The organism is Microbulbifer donghaiensis, assembly GCF_900129095.1.
GTDB classification, from domain to species: Bacteria; Pseudomonadota; Gammaproteobacteria; order Pseudomonadales; family Cellvibrionaceae; genus Microbulbifer; species Microbulbifer donghaiensis.
Genome location: NZ_FQVA01000001.1, coordinates 825,055 through 847,195 on the forward strand (window position 1 = coordinate 825,055; position 22,141 = coordinate 847,195).

23 protein-coding genes are annotated in these 22,141 nt (G+C 59.1%); 8 read left to right on the forward strand and 15 right to left on the reverse strand.

Annotation, left to right across the window (positions count from 1 at the left end):
- Window positions 1-58: 58 nt before the first annotated feature.
- Window positions 59-937 carry a patatin-like phospholipase family protein gene (locus tag BUC36_RS03435; RefSeq protein ID WP_200797175.1) on the reverse strand — a complete coding sequence of 293 codons (879 nt, stop codon included), beginning with the start codon at window positions 935-937 and terminating at the stop codon, window positions 59-61.
- A gap of 195 nt (window positions 938-1,132) precedes the next feature.
- Between BUC36_RS03435 and BUC36_RS03440 the strand changes: the two genes are divergently transcribed.
- The 4 genes from BUC36_RS03440 to BUC36_RS03455 all read left to right on the forward strand — a co-directional run bounded on the left by BUC36_RS03440 (window position 1,133) and on the right by BUC36_RS03455 (window position 4,041).
- The gene (locus BUC36_RS03440) at window positions 1,133-1,624 is read left to right on the forward strand and encodes a PH domain-containing protein (protein WP_234994876.1); all 492 of its coding nucleotides are present in this window, start codon (window positions 1,133-1,135) and stop codon (window positions 1,622-1,624) included.
- Window positions 1,625-1,711: 87 nt separating this feature from the next.
- Window positions 1,712-2,143, forward strand: a complete 432-nt coding sequence (locus BUC36_RS03445) for a hypothetical protein (protein WP_143186868.1) — start codon at window positions 1,712-1,714, stop codon at window positions 2,141-2,143.
- Between the two features lie 53 nt (window positions 2,144-2,196).
- Window positions 2,197-2,712 carry a hypothetical protein gene (locus BUC36_RS03450; protein WP_073271462.1) on the forward strand — a complete coding sequence of 172 codons (516 nt, stop codon included), beginning with the start codon at window positions 2,197-2,199 and terminating at the stop codon, window positions 2,710-2,712.
- Between the two features lie 3 nt (window positions 2,713-2,715).
- Complete coding sequence (locus tag BUC36_RS03455) at window positions 2,716-4,041, forward strand: tetratricopeptide repeat protein (protein ID WP_073271464.1); 1,326 nt, start codon at window positions 2,716-2,718, stop codon at window positions 4,039-4,041.
- 35 nt (window positions 4,042-4,076) lie between these two features.
- Here BUC36_RS03455 and BUC36_RS03460 read toward each other — a convergent pair whose 3' ends face one another.
- The 3 genes from BUC36_RS03460 to BUC36_RS03470 are packed head-to-tail and all read right to left on the reverse strand — an operon-like array spanning window position 4,077 to window position 7,266.
- Window positions 4,077-5,510 carry an RtcB family protein gene (locus BUC36_RS03460; protein ID WP_073274514.1) on the reverse strand — a complete coding sequence of 478 codons (1,434 nt, stop codon included), beginning with the start codon at window positions 5,508-5,510 and terminating at the stop codon, window positions 4,077-4,079.
- A gap of 10 nt (window positions 5,511-5,520) precedes the next feature.
- Entirely contained in the window at window positions 5,521-5,940 is a 420-nt protein-coding gene (locus BUC36_RS03465) for an archease (RefSeq protein WP_073271466.1), read from the reverse strand.
- A gap of 27 nt (window positions 5,941-5,967) precedes the next feature.
- Window positions 5,968-7,266: a hypothetical protein gene (locus BUC36_RS03470; RefSeq protein WP_073271468.1), complete on the reverse strand. Its 1,299-nt coding sequence runs from the start codon at window positions 7,264-7,266 to the stop codon at window positions 5,968-5,970.
- A gap of 281 nt (window positions 7,267-7,547) precedes the next feature.
- Between BUC36_RS03470 and BUC36_RS03475 the strand changes: the two genes are divergently transcribed.
- The 3 genes from BUC36_RS03475 (at window position 7,548) to BUC36_RS03485 (ending at window position 10,079) form a co-directional block, all read left to right on the forward strand.
- Window positions 7,548-8,270 (forward strand): esterase/lipase family protein, encoded by a 723-nt coding sequence (locus BUC36_RS03475; RefSeq protein WP_143186869.1) that lies wholly within the window; start codon window positions 7,548-7,550, stop codon window positions 8,268-8,270.
- Window positions 8,271-8,520: 250 nt separating this feature from the next.
- A complete protein-coding gene (locus BUC36_RS03480) occupies window positions 8,521-9,525 on the forward strand; it encodes a mechanosensitive ion channel family protein (protein ID WP_084535559.1) in 1,005 nt (334 codons plus the stop codon).
- Between the two features lie 86 nt (window positions 9,526-9,611).
- The gene (locus tag BUC36_RS03485) at window positions 9,612-10,079 is read left to right on the forward strand and encodes a GNAT family N-acetyltransferase (protein ID WP_073271472.1); all 468 of its coding nucleotides are present in this window, start codon (window positions 9,612-9,614) and stop codon (window positions 10,077-10,079) included.
- A gap of 57 nt (window positions 10,080-10,136) precedes the next feature.
- Here BUC36_RS03485 and BUC36_RS03490 read toward each other — a convergent pair whose 3' ends face one another.
- The 10 genes from BUC36_RS03490 to adk form a co-directional block, all read right to left on the reverse strand.
- Entirely contained in the window at window positions 10,137-10,466 is a 330-nt protein-coding gene (locus BUC36_RS03490; protein WP_073271474.1) for a DMT family transporter, read from the reverse strand.
- Window positions 10,467-10,700: 234 nt separating this feature from the next.
- The gene (locus BUC36_RS03495) at window positions 10,701-12,269 is read right to left on the reverse strand and encodes an AbgT family transporter (protein WP_073271476.1); all 1,569 of its coding nucleotides are present in this window, start codon (window positions 12,267-12,269) and stop codon (window positions 10,701-10,703) included.
- An 89-nt stretch (window positions 12,270-12,358) separates the two neighbouring features.
- Window positions 12,359-13,366, reverse strand: a complete 1,008-nt coding sequence (locus tag BUC36_RS03500) for a tryptophan--tRNA ligase (RefSeq protein WP_073271478.1) — start codon at window positions 13,364-13,366, stop codon at window positions 12,359-12,361.
- Window positions 13,367-13,450: 84 nt separating this feature from the next.
- Window positions 13,451-14,575, reverse strand: a complete 1,125-nt coding sequence (locus BUC36_RS03505; protein ID WP_073271480.1) for a tRNA-queuosine alpha-mannosyltransferase domain-containing protein — start codon at window positions 14,573-14,575, stop codon at window positions 13,451-13,453.
- 25 nt (window positions 14,576-14,600) lie between these two features.
- Window positions 14,601-15,482 (reverse strand): NAD(P)-dependent oxidoreductase, encoded by an 882-nt coding sequence (locus tag BUC36_RS03510; RefSeq protein WP_073271482.1) that lies wholly within the window; start codon window positions 15,480-15,482, stop codon window positions 14,601-14,603.
- A gap of 6 nt (window positions 15,483-15,488) precedes the next feature.
- Window positions 15,489-16,286: an undecaprenyl-diphosphate phosphatase gene (locus tag BUC36_RS03515; protein WP_073271484.1), complete on the reverse strand. Its 798-nt coding sequence runs from the start codon at window positions 16,284-16,286 to the stop codon at window positions 15,489-15,491.
- 3 nt (window positions 16,287-16,289) lie between these two features.
- A complete protein-coding gene (gene tsaB / locus BUC36_RS03520) occupies window positions 16,290-16,976 on the reverse strand; it encodes a tRNA (adenosine(37)-N6)-threonylcarbamoyltransferase complex dimerization subunit type 1 TsaB (protein ID WP_234994877.1) in 687 nt (228 codons plus the stop codon).
- A gap of 207 nt (window positions 16,977-17,183) precedes the next feature.
- On the reverse strand, window positions 17,184-17,939 hold the full coding sequence (locus tag BUC36_RS03525) for a hypothetical protein (protein WP_073271487.1): 756 nt from the start codon (window positions 17,937-17,939) through the stop codon (window positions 17,184-17,186).
- A 290-nt stretch (window positions 17,940-18,229) separates the two neighbouring features.
- Window positions 18,230-19,234: a ferrochelatase gene (gene hemH, locus BUC36_RS03530; protein ID WP_073271489.1), complete on the reverse strand. Its 1,005-nt coding sequence runs from the start codon at window positions 19,232-19,234 to the stop codon at window positions 18,230-18,232.
- 146 nt (window positions 19,235-19,380) lie between these two features.
- Window positions 19,381-20,034 carry an adenylate kinase gene (gene adk, locus BUC36_RS03535; protein ID WP_073271491.1) on the reverse strand — a complete coding sequence of 218 codons (654 nt, stop codon included), beginning with the start codon at window positions 20,032-20,034 and terminating at the stop codon, window positions 19,381-19,383.
- Window positions 20,035-20,296: 262 nt separating this feature from the next.
- Here adk and BUC36_RS03540 point away from each other — a divergent pair, with 262 nt between their 5' ends.
- Window positions 20,297-21,292, forward strand: a complete 996-nt coding sequence (locus tag BUC36_RS03540) for a 2-hydroxyacid dehydrogenase (RefSeq protein ID WP_073271493.1) — start codon at window positions 20,297-20,299, stop codon at window positions 21,290-21,292.
- A gap of 19 nt (window positions 21,293-21,311) precedes the next feature.
- Here BUC36_RS03540 and mazG read toward each other — a convergent pair whose 3' ends face one another.
- On the reverse strand, window positions 21,312-22,124 hold the full coding sequence (gene mazG / locus BUC36_RS03545) for a nucleoside triphosphate pyrophosphohydrolase (protein ID WP_073271494.1): 813 nt from the start codon (window positions 22,122-22,124) through the stop codon (window positions 21,312-21,314).
- Window positions 22,125-22,141: the final 17 nt, after the last annotated feature.

Here is a 22,141-nt window from a genome sequence, read left to right on the forward strand (position 1 = left end):
CCTTTCACTTGCCGTTACTGAATAGAAACCGCTGAACCGGCGGCAAGCCGGCTCAGGTTCAGTCAGTGACTTCGCCCTGTGTCATTTTACCTTGCAGGTACTCCAGCCCCAGCATCCGACCACACTGATATCCGCGCTCGAGCAACACCAATTCGCGCGTAAACCGCTTAACTGGGAAGTCCGCGGGCGGTGCAATGACAGTCACCCGACAATCCGCTGGTGGAGACTCGATAAAGTCCAGCGCCCGATTGTAGCGCTCGGCCCGATCGAGCACCGCCTCAAACAGACGGGCGTGATCGTGGAAGAATTGCTTCATCAGTTTCGGGGTCGGGCTCACCCGCTTGCGATAGCCCAGCGGTCGCGACAGCACAACAGTGATGTCGCGCGCTCCCTGTTCATAGGCCCTGATCACCGGAATGGAATCCGCCAGGCCGCCATCGGTCATCGGCTCGCCATTGACCCGTGGAAAATCGCGATAAAAAAGCGGAATAGCGCAGGAGGCCGGGAACACCTCGTGCATGTTTTCTTCGGTGACCTCCAGGTAGCGGGCTTCACCGGTGTCGATACTGGTGGTCACTGCATACAGGGGTACGGCATTGTCCAGGTAGCGCTGGACGTTCAGTGGCACTTCATCATAGGAGGCGTGCCACAACCAACCGACATCGCAAAAGTGCCCGCCTCTCAGATAGCGCCGCCAGTCAATAAAATCCGCGCGGCGGGCGTGATCCAGCAGGATTCTGCGACTGCGCCCGTGATCCCCGGCCAGGTAGCTGATCAGGTTGGTCGATCCCGCCGAAACACCAATCGCGAAATCGAAGGGAAAACTTTCCAACTCAATAAATGCGTCCAGCACACCTGCAGCGAAAATGCCGCGCATAGCGCCCCCCTCCACCACCAGGGCGGAGCGATTCTTGTTATCGGCGGTCATTTTTTCCATGCCAGCACCGTAGCCGCAATTACTGTTCCGAAAGCGTCTCGATTGTAAAGTTATCCATCGCTGATTTTCCGGCCAGATTCACTGGCTTTTCCGCCCAACCTTGCACCACCGCAAACTTTGCCGCCAATCCGACGGCCGCGTTATGATGGAGCGCAATCCCGTCGGCCCCGTGATCCCGAGCAAGGTATGCCATCCATGACATTTCAAGCGCCCTGGAGCCGCCAGCTGAAGTGGCTCACCGTGCTGGCGACAGCGATACTGCTGGGTATTCCATTCCTGCTGCTGGCCAAGGCGCCGGCAGCAGAGTCCCGGCTCTATGACATCGCCATACTGTTACCCCCGGCAATCTTCCTATTGAGCGCATTGTTCGCCATCCGCGGCTACCGGATAGAAAGGGACAGCCTGCTGATCCTCCGCCCCGGCTGGCATACTCGCATCCCGCTGAAAGGCCTGGCGAAAGTAGAGGTCGATTCAGAGGCGATGGGAGCCTCCATTCGCCTGTTCGGCAACGGCGGACTGTTCGCTTTCACTGGCCTGTACCGCAATAGTAAATTGGGGCGCTACCGGGCCTTTGCCACCGATACCGCCCGGGCGGTTGTGCTGCGCTACCCGGAGCGCACATTGGTGGTTACGCCGGACAGGCCGGAACAGTTTGCCGCCGCGCTGAAACAAAAAGTAACGCGCTGAGATCCCGCGGCGCTGGATTCCTGATCGCCGCCCAACATGTCTTCTCCGTATGCTTTACTGTTCAAGAAGTAACCGGAGGTAGCCATCTTGAACGACGCCATGCCCGCCAACCTCGTAGCTGCCGCGGACATGGAACACCAGCGGCTGCGCTGCTGGCCTCGCACCCTGCTTCTAGCCAATATCGCCGCCATCTTTTTTATCCCAACCCGCCGCGATGGCCGCTGGCGCGCAAGGCCGGAAGCTGTCGCGTTGCTTGTCGCCTTCGTGGCCGCTGGCGCGGTAATGAACTGGATGTACGCGAAGGTCGGCTACGTCAGGTTGCCGGGAGTGCCACAACTGGTTTTCTGGCTCCCGGTAGTTCTCTGGATACTTGCCAAATTTCACCGAGACGCCTTCTCCGGGGCGTTCAAATACTATGTGTTTTGCTATCTGGTCATCGTCGGGACTTTCCTGGTCGTCGACACATCGGACCTGATTCGTTATCTGCTTGGCGATCACCGGCCACTGCATCTCAACTGAGTTACTCGTCGCACTCTCTGCCCAGGTGCGATTCGAAAGTTTGAGGAAGTACCATGCAAATTACGGCAATCTGGATTTTATTGGGACTCGTATTCCTTTCCACACCACTTCACGCCGAGGAAAAGCGCAAGCCGGACATACTCTTCGGCCCCGGCGTCAGTAGTTCTGTCATTCGTGGCACCCTGAGCGGCAACGAAAGTACGAACTACCAGTTGCGCGCCAAGGCCGGCCAGCTTATCCGTGTCACGCTGTTCACCGACAACGCTGGCAACTTCTTCAACATCTATGCACCGGGCAATGATCCCGGTGACGAAGCCATGTATATCGGCGCCGTCTCGGGCAATAGTTTTTCCGGTGAAGTGCCCGCAGACGGTATCTACACTTTGCAACTGTTCCTGATACGTGGTGAGGCACGCCACAACGCATCAGCCAGCTATACCCTCAAGGTTGAAATTGGCAACAAGCCGAGTGCAGCCGTGCCGCAGGACAAGGTTTTCAGCACCTTCGCACGGTTCGAGGGCCACCGCCTGCCTGCACCAAGCTCCGCTGCTGCGGGCGGAAAAGATTAAACAGTGCTGACAGACCGGCAGGGAAACGCACTACCCGGTGCCACCGCCGAAGCCGCGGAGCTGTACTGTGATGCCGTGGAGGCCTTTAATCTCTATCGCGGCGATCCGTTCGCGTTAGTGGAGCAGGCCATACAGGCAGCGCCGGAATTCGCGCAAGCGCATATCTTCAAGGCCTATCTATACGCTACAGCAACGGAACCGGCTGCGTCACTCGAGGCACAGAGAATCGCCGTCCGCGTCAAATCGATGGCGCTGGACGAACGGGCGGAGTCCCAACTCGCAGCGCTGATGGAACTGATGGCCGGGAACTGGACCCGGGCCGCCGTGACGCTGGACTGTCACAATGCCAAGTATCCACACGACCTGGTCGGCATCCAGTGCGGTCACCTGATGGACTTTTATCGCGCCAGTGCCCGCGACCTGCGCGACCGCATCTCCCGCATACTTCCACATTGGTCAGCCGAGCTGCCCGGCTATTCCATCCTCCTCGGCATGTATGCTTTCGGTTTGGAGGAGTGCGGCGACTACGGGCGCGCCGAGGAATACGGTCGGGGCGCGACAGAACTGCAGCCCTTCGACTGCTGGGCCCATCACGCGGTAACCCATGTAATGGAAATGCAGGGTCGCACTGAAGATGGCATCGACTGGATGGCAGCCCGCGAGCCGTTCTGGGCCGGCGACGACAATTTCTTTCGCGTGCACAACTGGTGGCACAAGGCGCTGTACTACCTGGATCTGCAACAGGATGACCAGGCGCTGGCCATTTACGACGGACCGATTCGCAGCCAACGCAGTAGCATGGCACTGGATCTGGTCGACGCCTCGGCGCTGTTGTGGCGCCTGGCGCTAAGGGGCTGCGACGTATCCGATCGTTGGCAGGAACTGGCCAAGACCTGGGAACAACACGCTGACGGCCGCCATTATCCTTTCAACGACTGGCACGCGGTGATGGCCTTTCTCGGTGCCGGACGCGATGGCGAAGTGGAGAGGATTACCAACACTATTCGCGCCGCCCGCAGTAACGACAGCGAAGTGGCGCACTGGGCCTGGAATCCGGGGCTGCCGCTGATCGAAGGCTTCATCGCATTCTGGCGCGGCGACTACCGCAAAGCCGTAGAGCACCTGCACAGCGCGCGCTTTATCGCCAACAGCTTTGGCGGCAGCCATGCCCAGCGCGACATTATCGACTGGACGCTGACGGAAGCCGCGTTACGCGGGCGCATGAAAGATCTCGCCGAGGCACTGGCCAACGAGCGGCTGGCACTGAAACCCCACAGCCCGATCAACCGCGCCTTCCTGCAGCGGGCGGTCACCGCCGACCGTCACTAGTCGAACTCATTCGGCAGCCGGCGCCAAGACGTCTGTCAGCCCTTGATACAGACGTGCGGCTCGACCCGCGCAACCTTGTGGGCGAGACCGGCCTTTTCCGCCGCATCCACTACCGCGCGCACATCCTTGTAGGCCCCGGGTGCCTCTTCCGCCACACCGCGCATGGACGGGCTGCGGATAATGATGCCGCGATCCGCCAACTCATCCACCACCGAACGTCCCTTCCACAACTTGGTGGCCTGGTGGCGACTCATGGCGCGACCAGCGCCGTGGCAGGCGGAATTGAAGGACAGCTCGGTGCCCTTTTCCGAGCCCGCGAGAATATGAGATTCGGTGCCCATAGACCCCCCGATCAGCACCGGCTGCCCTATGGCGCGCAGCGTCTCGGGGAGATCCGGATTACCCGGGCCGAAGGCGCGGGTGGCACCCTTGCGATGCACGTAAAGTTTGCGCTTTCTTCCGTCGACCAGGTGCGTTTCCACCTTGCAGGTATTGTGGGACACGTCGAAAAGTAAAGTTAAGTCCGCCTTCGGCAGCACGTCGGCAAATACCTGCCGCGTCAGGTGGGTAATAATCTGCCGGTTGGCGAGGGCGCAGTTGATACCCGCGCGCATGGCGCCGAGATACGCCTGCCCCAGTTCCGAATTGATCGGCGCGCAGGCCAGTTCCCGGTCCGGCAGCTCTATGCCGTGCTGGCTGGCGGCCAGGACCATATATTTCAGGAATTCGGTGCCTATCTGGTGCCCGAGGCCGCGGGAGCCGCAGTGGATAAACACGATCACGTCGTTTTCCCGCAAGCCGAACGCGGTGGCAATGCGCTGATCGTAGATCTGCGCCACGCGCTGCACCTCCAGGTAGTGATTGCCGGAACCCAAGGTGCCCATCTCATCCTGTTGCCGCTTGCGCGCGCGGGCGGACACTTCGTCCGGCACCGCCCCCGCCATGCAGCCCTTCTCCTCGATATGCTGCAGGTCCTCCATTTCTCCAAAGCCCTGCTCCACCGCCCAGCGCGCGCCGCCGCGCAGCATCGCAGTCATACCCTTGTCATTCAGGTGAATGCGGCCGGTACTGCCGACACCGACGGGAATCTGCCTGAACAGCGCGTCTGCAAGCTGCTTCTTGACCGGTTCAATCTCATCGATGGTGAGCCCCGTGCGCAGCGCGCGCACGCCGCAGGAAATATCAAAGCCGACACCGCCGGCGGACACCACCCCGCCCTGGTCGGCATCAAAGGCGGCCACACCGCCGATCGGAAAGCCGTAGCCCCAGTGCGCATCGGGCATGGCATAGGCCGCCTGCACGATGCCCGGCAGGCCGGCGACATTGCACAGCTGCTCGAACACCTTGTCGTCCATGGCCCGAATCAGCTCCTCATCGGCGTAGATAATGCCGGGAACGCGCATCTTTCCCGTCGGCTCTATGCGCCAGCTGAATTCGGATTCTCTCTGCAGAGGATATGTTTCGCTCATCTCAATTCGCTCATACATCGATCACGCACTGGGCCAGCCATTCGCCGTTTGCCAGTTGCGCCACTTTCAGCGCCGTGTAAGTCGCGCCCTTCACTTCCACCGCGGGGCTGTGCCTCTCCCGGTTGATCGCTTCACCCCAGGCCTTGCCCAGCAGCCGCCGATCGACGAAACGCACTTCGAAACGCGAAAACAACATCCTGCGCGTCGCCATTTCAAATACCAGTGCGTTCAACCAGTCCACCAGCAGCAGTTCCCGATCTTCTCCCTCGCATTCGATGGTTACGCATTGACTGGACCTTACCCGGTGCAGGTCGGTAACCGTCGCGGTCAGAGCCAGTGCCACTTGTTCGAAGGCCTGCGCCTGCGTTGCGCCGTAGCCGCGCAGGCCCATATCTGCCTCGTGACTGAAATGTTCCCAACGGGCAGTCATGACAGTGAACACCAGCCATTAGCAATGTCAGAAAGCGACATCGAATCCCAGCAGAAGGTAATTTTCCCTCGTTAAATGGCCGGTGTAATAGAGTCCACTCTGATCCTCCGTGTCGAGGAAATCGAAGTTCACCTCGATAATGCCCTTGGCATTGCGCATAAAGTAGTAGGAGGCCGTCAGCGTCAGCGTATTGATGTCGATGCCTTCGTAAATAGTATCGGTGTCGTCCAGGTCGCCGGCATCAGCGTAATTGTAGAGTGCCGAGAGCGCCCACTTTTCATTGGGGATATAGTCGATGCCAAGGAACCCGCCGCCCCAGTCGTAATCGTCACTCTGCTGTGGGAAGTCGTTGTCGGGGCCTGGCTGCAGGAAATCATCCCAGCGATTCCACAGGTACTGGACGAACCACGACGTCTTGCCGGCGATCTCACCGGAGAAGTCCACACCCGACACGCGAATATCGGAATCCCCGTCGCCGATCTCCAGTCCGGCCGGACCGGTGGCGGTGTGCTGCTTGCCGGTGAGGCCGAAGAGCCCAACGGTCACCGGTCCTATCTCGGCACCAAGGCGGCCGAACAGACTCTTGGAGTTGTTATTGTCGAACAGGCGATCCGGGCGACGGTAACCGGGACTGTTGATGTTAAAGCTCTCCTCGATGCCATTGCCGTTGACCAGGCCCAGTCCCAGCGAGAAGGGACCGAAATCCCGGTCCAGCAGCATGCCGCGCTCATAGGTGATGTTGGCCATGCGGTAGACCATGTAGTCCTGAAAGGTCAAACGCAGTTCCCGCGGGAACATCAGGTCGGAGACCTGAAATTGCCCCAGTTGAAAGCCGACCTTGGTACAGAAGACATCGTCGTAGCGAATCCAGGCGTCCTCGATGATCACTGTGCCGTTTTCGCCCTTCTCGGCGAAAATTCCATAGAAGTAATAAGTCAGGTGCTCGCTCAACGGCGCACTCGACAACAACTTGACCAGATAGGGGGACTGAAAGTCGCTGTTGGCATCAATCGTCTCGCCACTGAGCGTGTCGATAAACTCGGCCGAACGTCCCTGGATATACGCTTGGGCGCGAATCGCCAGGGGAACATGATCAGGCAGCGCCAGGCGCGAATCGCCGAGATCGAGCGTTTTCTCGCGCCAATTCGGCAACTTGTAATTGCTGGCGGCAAAGTGCTCGCCAAAAGCATTGAGCTTCGGAAATGCCGAGTGGCAGGCGGAGCAACTCAGCTCATAGGTCCGGGCAAACTCCGGGATTGCCTGTGCACTGAAGGAATATCCGGCCAGCATAATCAGGACAAGCGGGATAATTCGAGGCAGGTTCATGCCGTTAATACTCCGCACAGGTAAAAATTACGTTTCTGTTGAGTTATTGGTGAGTAATGACCCGGCAGGGCCTGTGGATTAATTTCCCTATTCTCGAATTTAGTTCAAAGGCCATGCCTGTAAAGCGCCAGGATCCCCGCCGAAGAATGGAAGTACTTCTCAATCTCCGGGCGGGATTATTTTCCGGCACTCGTTCTTTATTATCCGCCAGCCGCGCCACTTTCCCAGCCGGCTTGCACCTGCGTAGAATGGCTGTCCTTTTGGAGCAATGTGAGTAGTTTATGAAATGGATGAGTCTGTTGCTGTTGAGCTTGCTGCCGATCACGGTCAGCGCCGAAGCGGCCTGCGTTATTCTGCTGCACGGTCTGGGCAAGTCCGACTCCTCGATGAGCAAGCTGGAATCGGCTATTTCGGCGGCAGGATTCACCACCGTCAACGTTGACTACCCGTCCACCGACTATTCCATCGAGCAATTGGCCGGCCGGGCCATCGCGCCGGCACTGGACCAATGCGCGGACCACAGCCAGGTCAATTTTGTCACCCATTCCATGGGGGGCATTCTCGTGCGGCAATACCTGAGCCGCGTATCGATCGACAATCTCAATCGCGTGGTTATGCTCGGGCCGCCAAATCACGGTAGTGAGGTGGTGGACAAACTCGGTGACTTCCCCGGCTTCCGCTTCATATTTGGCGATGCAGGCCTGCAGCTGGGAACCGGGGAGCTCAGCGTGCCCAACAAGCTCGGTGCCGCGGAATTCGATGTCGGCATCATCGCCGGCACCCGCAGTATCAACCTGATACTGTCCCAGATGATTCCCGACAGCGACGACGGCAAGGTTTCGGTGGCCAGTACCAGACTCGAAGGCATGAAGGATCACCTGACAATGCCGGTCACTCACGTATTTATGATGAAGAATGACGCTGTCATTCAGCAGGTACTGTACTACCTGCAGCACGGCAGTTTTTTCCACGCCGCTGCCACAGGTAACGGCACCCAGCAGTAACTGGTCCGCCAGAAATTCCACTGAGTCACCCGGGTCAACGCCGTGTTACCCGGGCCGCCAAACCTGATCGCCCCCATATTCCGCAGAAATACGCCCTGCCCGCCGCGTCTCTCGCGGGCACGAGGCCCCCTTTGGCCCCTTCGCCCAGTCAACCAGATGGGTCGGCTACAGGCTGTGACGCGCGTGGCTAAACTGCATGGAACCGGCAGGAATAGTCAGCCGGGTTAGCCGGCTGTCAGAGACACAACGGATGACGACACAACGTCTGGGGACCACACAGGAAGAAAGCAAGGAAGCGATCAAAGAGCTGCCGGAACAGGTCGACCAGGGCCTGGATACGGCGCTCGACAAAGTGGATAGCTGGATTGCCGATGCAGTACAGCATATTCCCAATATCATCGCCGCACTGCTGGTGGTAATACTGCTTTATCTACTGGGCGTTTTTTTTGCTTACGTGACCAGGCAGCAGCTGACTCGACGTCGGCGGGAGAATCTCGGCGACGTGCTCGGCGGACTGGTCAAATGGGGGATTTTCGGTATCGGCTGCCTGCTGGCGGCTACGATTGTCATGCCGACACTCAAGCCCGGCGACCTCGTCGCGGGACTGGGAGTTGGCTCCGTTGCTTTCGGCTTTGCATTCAAGGATATTTTGCAGAACTGGCTAGCCGGCCTGCTGATCCTGCTCAAGGAGCCCTTCCATATCAATGACCAGATACGTGTCGGTGAATTTGAGGGCACGGTCAAGAAAATCGAGAACCGCGCCACGCTGATCCGCACCTACGACGGTCAGCGCGTGGTCATCCCCAACAGTGATATCTACACCACCGCCGTGGTGGTCAAAACCGCACATCCCCTGCGCCGCAGTGAATACGACGTGGGGATCGGCTACGGAGATGATATCGATCGCGCCTGTGAGGTCCTCGAGAAGGCTGTGCGCAAGGTTGACGGCGTACACCGGAAGCCGCCGGTCGAGGCTCTGCCCTGGGACCTGGCCGCCAGCTGGGTCACCATCCGCGTGCGCTGGTGGACCGAGAGTCGCCAGACCGATGCCAACCATATCGGCTCCGCGGTAGTTCGCGCGATCAAACTGGCGCTGGACGAAGCCCAAATCGACATGCCCTTCGAAACCCAGGTGCAGCTGTTTCACGACCAAACAGAAGACGTGGATGGCGACCGCAGACAGCAGCGCGAGGGCTGGCCAGAACCCGGCGAGGGCGCACCCCGGCCCCGCTGGAAAGCCCAATCCAAGCAGTGAACGAAGCTATTACACTGCGCCAGGGGGTTCCATAAACCACAACGCCGCTTTACCCTCTGGACATCAGATCATACAACCGGTGACCAATGGTACAGTGGCAGTGGCTGGGTTTTGCGGAGCTTTCCCGCGATCAACTCTACGAAATTCTCAGAATCCGCCAGGAAATCTTCACCGTTGAACAGAACTGTGCCTACCAGGACGCCGACGGCAAGGACCAGTTCGCCTGGCATCTCGCCGGCTGGAAAACAGCCACGGAATCTCCCCAACTGCTCGCCTATTTGCGTGTCGTCTTTCCCGGCAAAAAATATGCAGAGCCTTCGATCGGCCGCGTCCTGACCGTCGCCGAAAGTCGTGGCTCGGGGCTTGGCAAGGAACTGATGGCTCGGGCCGTGCGGCTCACCGCGGAGGCGTATCCGGGTATGCCGATACGCATCTCCGCGCAACAGCACCTGAAGGGGTTTTACCGCGAGTTCGGCTTCGAACAGGTATCGGTGCCCTACGATGAAGACGGCATCCCGCATATCGAAATGCTGCGCGCGGCCAGCCCTTGCTGACGAGCATCAGGGAGGGCTTAGCGGCTCATGCACCAACCGGCCTTGTCAGCCGTGGCTTTAATGTGCAACCGTCTTGGAGAAGACATTGATTACCAGCACACCGATAATAATCAGCCCCATTCCCAAAACTGCCGGCAGATCCGGTACCTGTTTGTAAACAAAGGCACTGGTGATGGCCACCAGCACGATCCCCATCCCGGACCAGATCGCATAGGAAACACCGACCGGAATCGTACGCAGTACGAGTGTCAGCATGTAGAAGGCAATACCATAACCAACCACTACGATGAGCGTGGGTATTGGCTTGGTAAACTGTTCTGAAGCTTTCAGTGCCGTAGTGGCCGCGACTTCGGTGATGATAGCGATCGCCAGGTACAGATAACCCATAAATTTCTTCACGTCCCCGTTGAAAAACCGATTGTCCCCGATCAGAAACGCACATGGCAAACTGTCAGCGGCGTTCCGATCAGCTAATGGGAATCCCGCCCCGAAATAATGTCACCGGACAGGAGAGCTCACGCGGAAGCGACTGGGAGGGTTGGGGCTCGGCGAGCAACGCTTCCGGGCAACTGTAGCAGCTGTCGCTGCTACAGATGCAATCCGTCAGCCAAGCCCCTGCATTCAGGGGTAGGTATAGCTGGCCTGCAGGCCCAGCGGAATCCCCAGTGACCAATAGGCCACCAGGAACACAGACCAACAAATCAGGAATACCAGCGAATATGGCAGCATCATCGATACCAGTGTGCCGATACCCGTGCTCTTCACATAGCGCTGGCAGTAAACAACGACCAGTGGGAAATAAGGCATCAGCGGTGTGATGATATTGGTGGAGGAATCTCCCACGCGGTAGGCCGCCTGCGTCAGGTCCGGGGAAAAGCCAATCTGCATCAGCATCGGCACAAAAATTGGCGCGAGCAAAGCCCACTTGGCCGAGGCTGACCCCACAAACAGGTTGACGAAGCCCACCAGCAGGATAATTCCCATCAGGGTGACCGGGCCGGGCAAATTCATCGCCGCCAGTAGATTGCCGCCCTCAACGGACAATAGAGTGCCCAGACCGGAGCGGGCAAACTCAGAAATAAACAGCGCACAGAAAAAGGCCATTACGATGTAGTAGGCCATGGAGCCCATGGTTTTCGACATCGCATCGATGACGTCTTTACTCTTGTGGAAAGTACCGGCGGCGTAACCGAAGACCACGCCGGGAATAATGAACAGCAGGAAGATCAGCGGCACGATGGATTTCATTGCCGGTGCCGTAAACGAGGCCAACTGGCCTTGGGCATCGCGCAGTGCAGATGTTTCCGGCAGCATCCAGGCCACCAGCCCGACGATACCGGCGACCATCACCGCCACCGACAGGTACAGGGCCTTTTTCTCCCGCGCACCCAATTCGCGGATTGCCGGCATATCGTCCGCGTCGCCGTCGATGGCGACGTTCTTCAGGCGCGGCTCGATGACCTTGTCCGTCAACCACCAGCCGAGCAGCGTAATCACCAGGCACGAAGCGGACGTAAAAAACCAGTTGTTCAGCGGGTTCAGCTGCACTTCCGGGTCCACGATTTGCGCTGCAGTCTGGGTAAAACCCTGCAGCAATGGATCTATCGCGGAGGGGACAAAGTTCGCCGAAAAGCCGCCGGAAACCCCGGCAAATGCGGCAGCGATACCGGCCAGAGGATGGCGACCGGCGGCATAGAAAATGACTCCACCGAGCGGGATTACCAGCACGTATCCGGCATCCACCGCCGTGTGACTGACGATTGCTACTAAAATGAGCATCGGCGTCAGCAGCATTTGCGGTGTCACTGCCAGTAGTTTCTTCAGGACGGCATTGATAAAGCCGCTGTGTTCGGCCACACCGACACCGAGCATGGCTACCAGCACGACCCCCAGCGGGGCAAAGCCGGTGAAAGTGGTGACCATACCCGACAGGAATCTGGCCATCTCACTGCCGGATAGCAGGTTGGTCACCTGGATAGCTTCACCGGTGGCCGGGTGCAGTGTTTCAAAAGTAACCCCGGACAGCAGCCACGACAGCACCCAGATGAACACCATCAACACCAGGAAGAGCACGGCGGGATCGGGCAGGCGATTGCCGACGACCTCGATAAAGTTGAGCGCGCGGTTAATCCAGCCGCCCTTGGCGACCCCGCCATTGCCCGAGTCTGGATTCGCTTGGATGTTTTCCATAAATTTATCCCTGTTGTTATTGATTTTATTTCTGATCAGCGCCGGCGGGAGCGGCCCAGTGGCGCTCCCGAGTGGAGATCCTGCGGCGCCTAGCCTATTTTGCGGATGCCAACCGCGTGGCGGAGTGTTTCGATAAACGGCGCCGCGTAGGCGCGGGCTTTCTCTGCGCCCTTCTCCAGTTCCACTTCAATCTGTGCGGGACTGGACAGCAGCTCGTTGTAGCGCTCACGCGCCTCGCCGATCTGGCCATTGATCAGCTCGAACAATTGCTTCTTGGCCTCGCCCCAGGCGATCCCCTCTTCGAACGCCTGGCGCATCTCCGCAGTCTGCTGCTCGGAGGCAAAGGCCTGCCAGATCTGGAATACGGTGGAGGTATCCGGATCCTTCGGCTCACCCGGCTCCAGCAGGTTGGTCTTGATCTTGTTGATATGCTTCTTGAGCTGCTTCTCCGGCAGGAACAGCGGAATGGTATTGCCGTAGCTTTTGCTCATTTTGCGGCCGTCGAGCCCCTGCAGCACCGCCACATGGTCGTCTACCACGGCCTCCGGCAAGGCGAAGTGCTCGCCGTAGTGGTGATTGAAACGCTGGGCGATATCCCGGGCCATTTCAATATGCTGCACCTGATCCTTGCCCACCGGCACCTTGTTGGCATTGAACATCAGGATGTCCGCCGCCATCAGGATCGGGTAACTGTACAGGCCCATGGTGATGCCGAAATCCGAGTCCTCGCCATCGGCGCGGTTGGCATCCACCGCCGCCTTGTAGGCGTGGGCACGATTCATCAGGCCCTTGGCGGTCATGCAGGTGAGCAGCCAGGTGAGTTCGGGGATCTCGTGGATGTCCGACTGGCGGTAGAAGACGACATTGTCGGTATTCAGCCCGAGGGCCAGCCAGGTCGCGGCAATTTCCAGCGTGGACTGGTGTACCTGCTCAGGATCCTGACACTTGATCAGCGCGTGATAATCGGCCAGGAAGTAAAAAGACTGGTTGTTCTCTTCCTGACTCGCGGCAATTGCGGGGCGAATAGCGCCGACGTAGTTGCCCAGGTGGGGGGTGCCGGTGGTGGTGATGCCGGTCAGTACGCGCTGCTTGGTCATAAGTCCTTAGTAATCCGTGCTGCAATTTCTGGAAACTGAAGGGCGAATAATAACCTTTTCGCGCCGGGCGTTGTATGGGCCCGCTTACTCCGGGCGGGCGAAATTCGACCCCCCGCTGGCCAGGTCACTCAACAGCTGCCGATATTCTGCCGCCAGGTTTGGCCAGGTGAGCGCGGAAACGTCGGGCACCTTCAGGCTCTCACCCCGCTCGACCCGCTCGACGCATTTGACCATGGCCTTGCAGAGATTGGCCGCGCAGGACTCGACATCTTCAGGGAAGTGGTAACCGATCCGCCCAAACCACTCGGGATAGGCCAGGTTGTCCGGTACCAGCGGCTGGCAGCCCGCCGCCACTGCCTCCAGGACCGCCAGGCCCTGGAAGTCGTGTCGCGCAGTGGAGAGCACGGCGTGGCTCTCCCGCATTAACCGCCGGTATTCTGCCGACTGCAGCTGGTACCCCCAGGCTCCGAGAGCACCCTGCTTTTGCAACAGCTTGCGGATCTGCGCGAACTCCGCCGGCTGACGCCGGAACTGCTGCCCGACCAAGTGCACAGTGAATGGGCGTTTGTGCTGGGAGAAGCGGCGCAGTGCCGCGAGCAGGATATCCGGGCCCTTGTCGTACTCCCAGCGGTGGTTCCAGATAAAGGTGGGCCTGTTCGAACGCTCCGCCGGCTCGGCAAATGCCAGCGCTTCCAGTGGCACCGGCAGAATTTGCGACTTGCGATCGATTTCCGCGCAGAGCCCCGGGGGCACACAGTCTGGAAAGCGCTTCAGCAGCTCAGCGGCACCCTCGAGTAAAGTGCGGCGGTTATAGTCAGAATTGAACAGCAGCAGGTCACCGGCGAGTGCGGTGTAGATATTCAGCAGCTGTGGTTCTACCGAGGCAAAAGCATCCGCGCTCAACGGGTAGGCAAATTGGTTCTCGTGGAAGTAGACCGCAGTCGGCACCCCGGCGATCTGTGGCACCAGCCCGCGCAGGGCGGTCAGATCCGTCATCGAGGTCGCGACGATAAGGTCCCAGGGCTGGCGCAGCGTCTGCGCCGCTTCCCCCCTGCCCCAGCTCAGGCTATTGCCGCGAATACGCCAGCTGAAGTAGCGCGGCGGCAGCGACAGCACCGTCCACTGCCAGTCCGGGATGGCCGCGACCAAACCGCGACGCCAGCGCTTGTGGCTGTCGGCATCATAGGCGGATAACAGCAGTACCTTCATAAATCAGCCGCTATCCATTGCCCCATCAATCGAAAGAGCGCACATTCATCAGCCGCGCGAACAGGCTGGAAGTATCCCAGCGACTGCCGCCGAGGGCCTGCACCTCGCTGTAGAACTGGTCCACCAGCGCTGTGACCGGTAACAGCGCGCCGTTGCGCTGCGCCTCATTCAGAACGATCGCAAGATCCTTGCGCATCCAGTCAACCGCAAAACCGTGCTCGTACTCACCGGCGAGCATGGTCTTGTAGCGGTTTTCCATCTGCCAGCTCTGTGCGGCGCCCTTGGAGATCACACCGATTACCTGTTCGGCATCCAGCCCCGCCGCGCGGGCAAAATGCAGGCCCTCGGCCAGCCCCTGTACCACGCCGGCGATACAGATCTGGTTGACCATCTTACACAGCTGGCCACTGCCCACCGGGCCGAGCAGATTGACGGCGCGGGCGTAGCAGTCGATCAGCGGCAGTGCGCGCTGGTAGTCGGGCTCGTCACCCCCCACCATCACCGTCAATGCACCGTTCTCCGCGCCCGCCTGACCACCGGACACCGGTGCATCCAGGAAGCCAATGCCCTTGTCCCGGCCGAGGGCCGCCAGCTCCCGCGCCACATCGGCGGAAGCGGTGGTGTGGTCGACGAACAGGCTACCGCTGGCCATACCGGCAAAGGCGCCCTGCTCGCCGGCGACCACTTCACGCAGGTCGTTGTCGTTACCCACACAGGCAAACACAATTTCGGCACCACTGGCCGCCGCGGCGGGGGTCGCAAATGCCTCGCCGGTGTAATCCTGCAACCACTGCTCGGCGCGACTGGCCGTGCGGTTGTAGATACGCACGGTGTGACCGGCCCTGGCCAGGAAGCCGGCCATGGGATAGCCCATTACACCGAGACCGAGAAATGCGACTGTTGCCATGGTGGTTTACCCCCAGATCATCCAGATAAGCGCCGCACCCAGCAGCAGGCGATAAATCGCGAAAGGCGCCATGCCGATACGGCTGATAAATTGCAGAAAAAAATGAATACACAAATAAGCGCTGACAAATGACAGCACTGTGCCCAGCAGTATGTCGCGCCAGGGCACCGTTTCCAGTGACAGCAGATCAAAAGTCAGCAGCATGGCGCTGAGCGCTATCACCGGAATGGACATCAGAAATGAAAACCGGGCGGCCGCCTCGCGTTCCATCCCCAGCATCAGGCCCGCCGTCATGGTAATGCCAGAGCGGGAAGTGCCGGGGATCAGGGCCAGGGCCTGGGCGGCGCCAATCATCAGGGCTTTTTTCCAGTTCAGCTGGGCGAGTGTCTGTTTGCGCGCACCGCGCACATCCGCCCACCACAACAAGATGCCAAAGCCGATGGTGGTAGCGGCAATTACGGCGGCCGAGCGCAGATGCGTTTCGATAAATTCTTTGAAAAAGAGCCCGGCCAGCCCGGCAGGAATGGTCGCCAGCACAATCAGCCAGGCGAGCCGCCCCTCATCGCTGAAGCGACCGTTTACCAGCCCACCGAGCCCATCGCGCAGGAGCGCCCAGATCTCACTGCGGAAATACAGCACCACTGCCAGCAGAGAGCCAAAATGCACCGCCACATCGAATGCCAGCCCCTGGTCCGGCCAGCCCAAGACCTCTTTCGGCAGGATGAGATGTGCCGAGCTGGAGATGGGCAGAAACTCCGTCAACCCTTGAATCAGGGCCAGAATAACTATCTGAAATATTTCCATGGACTACTTCGAGCGGATCTTCTGTCGTTTTTGCCAGGTCACTTCATCGCGCAGATAGAGCGGCTCCAGCTCTTCTGCGGCAACGGCTGCGCCATTCTGCCACAGGGGCAGCGCCAGTTCGGCAATTTCCCGCGCGTGAATTGGCGTATCCATATCACATTGGGCTACCGGCGCGTCGACGAATTCCGGGTAGTGCCAGCCGGGCCCGGCGCCATACGCTGGCTGGGGCAAATCAGATTCCCGCAGTGACTGCACCACGCGATCCGGGTCCTGTACCGCCTCCGCCAGCAGGCTGTCATGCGGCGCACCCGCGGAGTAGATGCCCCAGTAAACCTGCTGCATACGTGCATCCAGCATCGCGACAATGGGTGAATCCCCCCATTCCGGATGGGACCTGCGAGCACCCGCTGCCAGGGCAGCGAGACTGGATACCGGTACGACCGGCTTGTCCGCGGCGAAAGCCAGCCCCTGGGTGAAGCTGATGGCAATGCGCAGACCAGTGAATGAGCCGGGACCGCGACTGACAGCCAGCGCATCCAACTGGCTGAGACTGAGCCCTGAGTCGGCCAATACCTGGTCGACCATCGGCAACAGGCGGCGGGTGTGATCCCGCTCGGCCCGCACGAACTGTTCGCAGACCTGCCCGCCGCTATACAAGGCGACGGAACAGGCTCCGGAAGTAGTATCCAAGGCGAGAATCTTCACAATACACTCAGTCAGCAACTCGGCGAGGGCGAATTGTGTCACGGTCGGCGGATAGAGTCATGCGCAACAGCCATTCGCCATGGCCTGGCGGGACTCATTAGCCAAAAAACGAAAAAGCCCCGGGGTACCGGGGCTTTCCGAGGTTTGCGTGAAGTGCCGCGAAGCGCGCTTCTCCCGCTTATAGCAGCCGAATCACTTCTTCTTCGGCGGACGGCCGCGACGGGCCGACTTCTTGGTCGCACCCTTTTTGGCCGAGGTCTTCTTGGCCGCGGCCTTCTTGGCGGCGGCCTTCTTCGGCCTGCCCGCTTTCTTAGCCGTCACCTTTTTGGCGGCCGCCTTTTTCGGGCGACCCGCTTTCGGGCGAGCGGCTTTCTTCGCGGTCTTTTTCGCCGCCTTCTTCGCCTCGGCCTTGGCTTTGGCTGCCGCCTTCTTCTCTAGCGCCTTGGCCTTGGCAGCAGCCTTCTTCGCCGCCGCTTTCACTTTGGCTTCGACTTTCTTCTCGGCAGCTTTCAATTTCTTAGCGTGAACTGCAGCGCGAGTTTTTTTCCAGCGGGCCTCAAATGCTGCCTTGGCCTTAGCCAAGTCCTTGTCATGCTGAGCCTTCAGTTTCTCGGCCAGGTCGCCAAGTTTCTGCTTGGCATCCTCTTCGACCTGACGAACTGCATCCATCACATTGGCTTTGGCCAGATCCACTTTCGCGGATGCCAGTTTGGCGCGCAATTCTTTTGCCTTGCCATTCGCGCTGCTCAGCGATTGTTTTGCGGCGGCGGTACTGCTTTTCTGTACACGGGCGCGCGCCTTGGCTACGCGGTCCAGCTGTGCATCCAGCGACTTGGTCGCTGCATCCACCGCCTTTTGCGCCTTGGCTACTACCGGAGATTCTCCAGCCGGAGCTTTTGCGCGCACCGCACGTTTGGCTCTTGCTTTCTTTTTCGCTACTCGTGCCATCCCTTGTCTCCTCTCTGAAAATAAGAAGAAGTACATCCGAAAGTGTGCTGGCGGTATTGCCGTATTGCTGCCGATTGAACACCGCATACGACGCAGCGCTTATCGATTCCACAGCAAGCCGCACCGATTAAATCGATGCAACTGTATCAAAGTTAATAAAAAAAACCCGCTTTGCAAGAAAAAACAAGAAAAATGAGAAAGTTTTTACAAAAAAATATGTTTTTTTTGCCAAAAGCCCCCTGCACATCCGTTTTTTGGCGGCGGAAAGGTAATTAATTGACTCCCGGTAATTAGCCCCGCAGCCGGAGCGGGAGTTTTTCCTCGACGATTGCCGCCAGCGCCTCAATATGATCGCGGCGTAAATTCAGTGCGGGGATATAGTGATAGTCCTTGCCACCTGCCTTGAGAAAATTAGCGCGATTCTCTACCGAAATTTCCTCAAGGGTCTCGAGACAGTCAGCCGCAAATGCCGGACAAATTACATCGACACGCGCAATCCCCTTTTTCCCCCACTCGATCAGTGTTTTGTCCGTATAAGGCTGCAGCCATTCCGCTTTGCCAAAACGGGACTGGAAGCTGACCTGCCATTGATCCGCGTTTAACCCCAGCTCTGCAGCCAGATGTTCGGCTGTTTCGCAGCACTGTCGGTAGTAGGGATCTCCCTTTTTAATATTCGCTTTGGGAATGCCGTGGAAAGACAGTAATAACTTATCCGCAGGGCCGCGCTTTTCCCAGTAATCCCGCACCGAATTGGCCAGGGCGCGAATATAAAAGGGGTTCTGATAGTAATCCCGCACCACGTTGATGTCCGGAATATCGCGGCTGTTACGGAAGATTTGCGCCACCTGGTCATAAATCGCGGCGGTAGTGGTGGCAGAATACTGTGGATAGAGCGGAAGAACGGTAAAGGATTCAAAGCCTTCGCGACGGAGCCTGGCGATCACCGATTCGAGCTGTGGCTCGCCGTAGGTTACCGCATGGGTAACGGTAATATCAGGCCGCTGCTCGCGGAGATATTCCTGCAGCAGCTCCGCCTGACGGCGCGTGTAGTAAAGCAGCGGCGAGCCCTCCACCGGCTCTCCATCTGCGCTGCGCCCCCAGATTTCTGCATAGGCTGGGGCGATACGCCGCGGGCGCAAAGGCAGCACCAGGCCGTGCAGAATTGCCAGCCACAGCGGGCGGGGAATCTCCACCACGCGCGGATCGGAAAGAAAATCGCGCAGAAAGCTTCTCACCGCTGGCGCCGTCGGTTCCGACGGCGTGCCCAGATTCATCAAAATAACCGCTGTGGACATACTTGGACCTATGAGAGATTCGACCGGGCAAATATTAACTTTAAGTGGCAGGACTTGCTAAATCGACCGCTACTACCGCCAGCTTCGGCAGACACAAAAAAGGCTCCCGTGTGGGAGCCTCTTTCCGCAAATTCGCTGCCGGTCGATCAACCCAGCGCCGAAAACACCTTTTCGCGGATCTCGTCCATGGAACCGATCCCCAGGACTTTGTTGTATTTCGGTGCAGTCTCCGGTGAGCGCTCCGCCAGCTCACGGTAAAAACCGACCAGCGGTTCTGTCTGCTCATGATAAACCGCCAGGCGGTTGCGCACGGTCTCCTCAGTATCGTCACTGCGCTGGACCAGGGGCTCGCCGGTTACATCATCCACACCCTCCGCTTTGGGGGGATTGTAAATCATGTGATACACGCGGCCGGAACCTTCGTGTACCCGGCGGCCGGACAGGCGCTTGACGATCTCTTCGTCATCCACAGCAATTTCCAGCACGTGGTCGATGGCGATATCGGCATCCAGCAGGGCCTGTGCCTGCGGAATAGTGCGCGGAAAACCATCAAACAGGAATCCGTTGGCGCAGTCTGATTCGGCAATGCGCTCCTTTACCAGGGCGATAATCAGGTCATCCGATACCAATTTGCCAGCAGCCATGATGTCCTTCGCCTGCAGACCCAGCGGCGTGCCCGCTTTCACCGCAGCGCGCAGCATGTCACCGGTGGAGATCTGCGGAATGCCGAACTTCTCTGTAATGAACTGAGCCTGAGTGCCCTTGCCGGCCCCCGGCGCCCCCAAGAGAATAATTCGCATGATCAGATAGCCTCCAATACTGTCGACGTGCCAATGCTCGCCGCGCCAAAAGAGCGCTACCTTACACTCAGACCCCCTGCTTCGGCAAGGTCGCGGAGCGGTTGAGGGCGTGCAAAAGCCGGCACCATTTTGGGCAAAATGGTCACCGAAAAGGGGGACTGCCGCTCGGGTGTACATCTGCCGCAGATCGATCACCCGATTTCGCGCCAACAGCCAGGGGCTATCCTTGTCAGAGCAAAGTTGCCGAAATTATGGCCAACCGATGAAGATCGCCATCTACAACGCGCGCTCCTACGACAAACAGTACTTCGATCGCTACAACCGACAATTCGGCCACGAACTCCACTATATCGACGCCCACCTGGATGCGGACACCGTAATTCTGAGCGAGGGAGCGCCGGTAGTCTGTGTGTTCGTCAACGACCCAGTGCCGGAGCCACTGTTAAAGAAAATGCGCGATCAGGGTACTCGGATGCTGGCCCTGCGCTCCGCCGGATTCAATCACGTAGACATCCGTGCGGCCAACGAACTGGACATCCTCGTCGCCAACGTGCCCGGTTACTCCCCCTTCGCAGTCGCCGAGCATGCGGTCGCCATGATCCTCTGCCTGATTCGCCGCATCGTGCGCGCCCACGCGCGGGTCCGCGAAGGCAACTTTTCCCTGGATGGCTTGATGGGCTTTGATTTACACGGCAAGACCGTGGGCGTGGTGGGCACCGGCAAGATTGGCTCTGTCTTTACCCGAATCATGCACGGGTTTGGCTGCCAGCTGCTGGGCGTCGATCCGGTGGAAAACCGAAATTGCCGCGATTTGGGCCTGCAGTACGTGTCACTGCCGACCCTGTGTCGCCACTCCGATATCATTTCCCTGCACTGCCCACTGCTACCGGAAACCCAATACCTGATCGACGATACCGCCATTGCCGAAATGCGCGATGGAGTCTGCCTGATCAATACGTCACGCGGCGCCGTGATTGATACAGCGGCGGTAATTCGGGCGCTTAAGTCAGGAAAGATTGGTTACCTCGGACTGGACGTGTACGAAGAGGAAGAGGACCTGTTTTTCGAAGACCGCTCGAATACGGTTCTCGGGGACGATGTGTTCGCGCGACTACTGACGTTCAACAATGTCATCATTACCGGCCACCAGGGATACTTCACCCGCGAGGCTATCACCAATATCGCCAAGTGCACGCTCGCCAACGTGGCGGAATTTGAACAGAGCGGGCAGTGCGTGAATCAGCTGCTCGCGCCTTAGCAATCCAGCCAGGCGCCCGCTAGCCTTCGGCACTCTTGGCCTTATCCCAGAGCTGATCCAGTTCCGCAAGGCTGGCGTCCGCCGGTTGGCGCCCCTGCTCTTTCAGTTCCGCCTCCACCGCGTTAAAGCGGCGCTCGAACTTGCGATTACAGTGTCGCAATGCCGTTTCCGGATCGACTTTCAGGTGGCGGGCCGCGTTCACGCAGGAAAACAGCAAGTCCCCCAGTTCCTCGCGCGCGTGTCCGCGATCACCTGCGGCAATGGCCTCGCGCAGTTCACCAATTTCCTCTTCAATCTTGGCCAGCACGCCGTCAATGCTGGGCCAGTCAAACCCCACTCGCGCCGCGCGCTTTTGCAGCTTGGCGGCGCGGGTCAGCGCGGGCAGCCCCAATGCCACACCACCCAGGGTACCGCCTTCACCCTTGGCATCGCGCTCTTCTGCCTTGATGGTCTCCCAGTTCTGCTTGACCTGCTCTTCGCCAATGGCATCCGCGCGGTTATCACCGTAGAGTTCACCGCTGGGGAAGACATGCGGGTGTCGGCGCACCACCTTGCGCACCAGCGTATCGACGATGCGGGGGAAATCGAAGTGTCCGGCTTCCCTGCCCAGCTGGGCATAGTAAATGACCTGGAACAGCAGATCGCCGAGCTCCTCGCGCAGGTGTGCGTAATCCTCGCTTTCGATGGCTTCGGCGACCTCGTAGGCCTCCTCGATCGTCGAAGGCACGATGGTCGCGAAACTCTGTTTCAGGTCCCATGGGCAACCGCCGTCGGGGTTGCGCAGCTCCGCCATCAGGTGCTGCAGGTCTTCCACTGTATAGCTGTCTCGCATGTTGAGTCCTTCCCCTG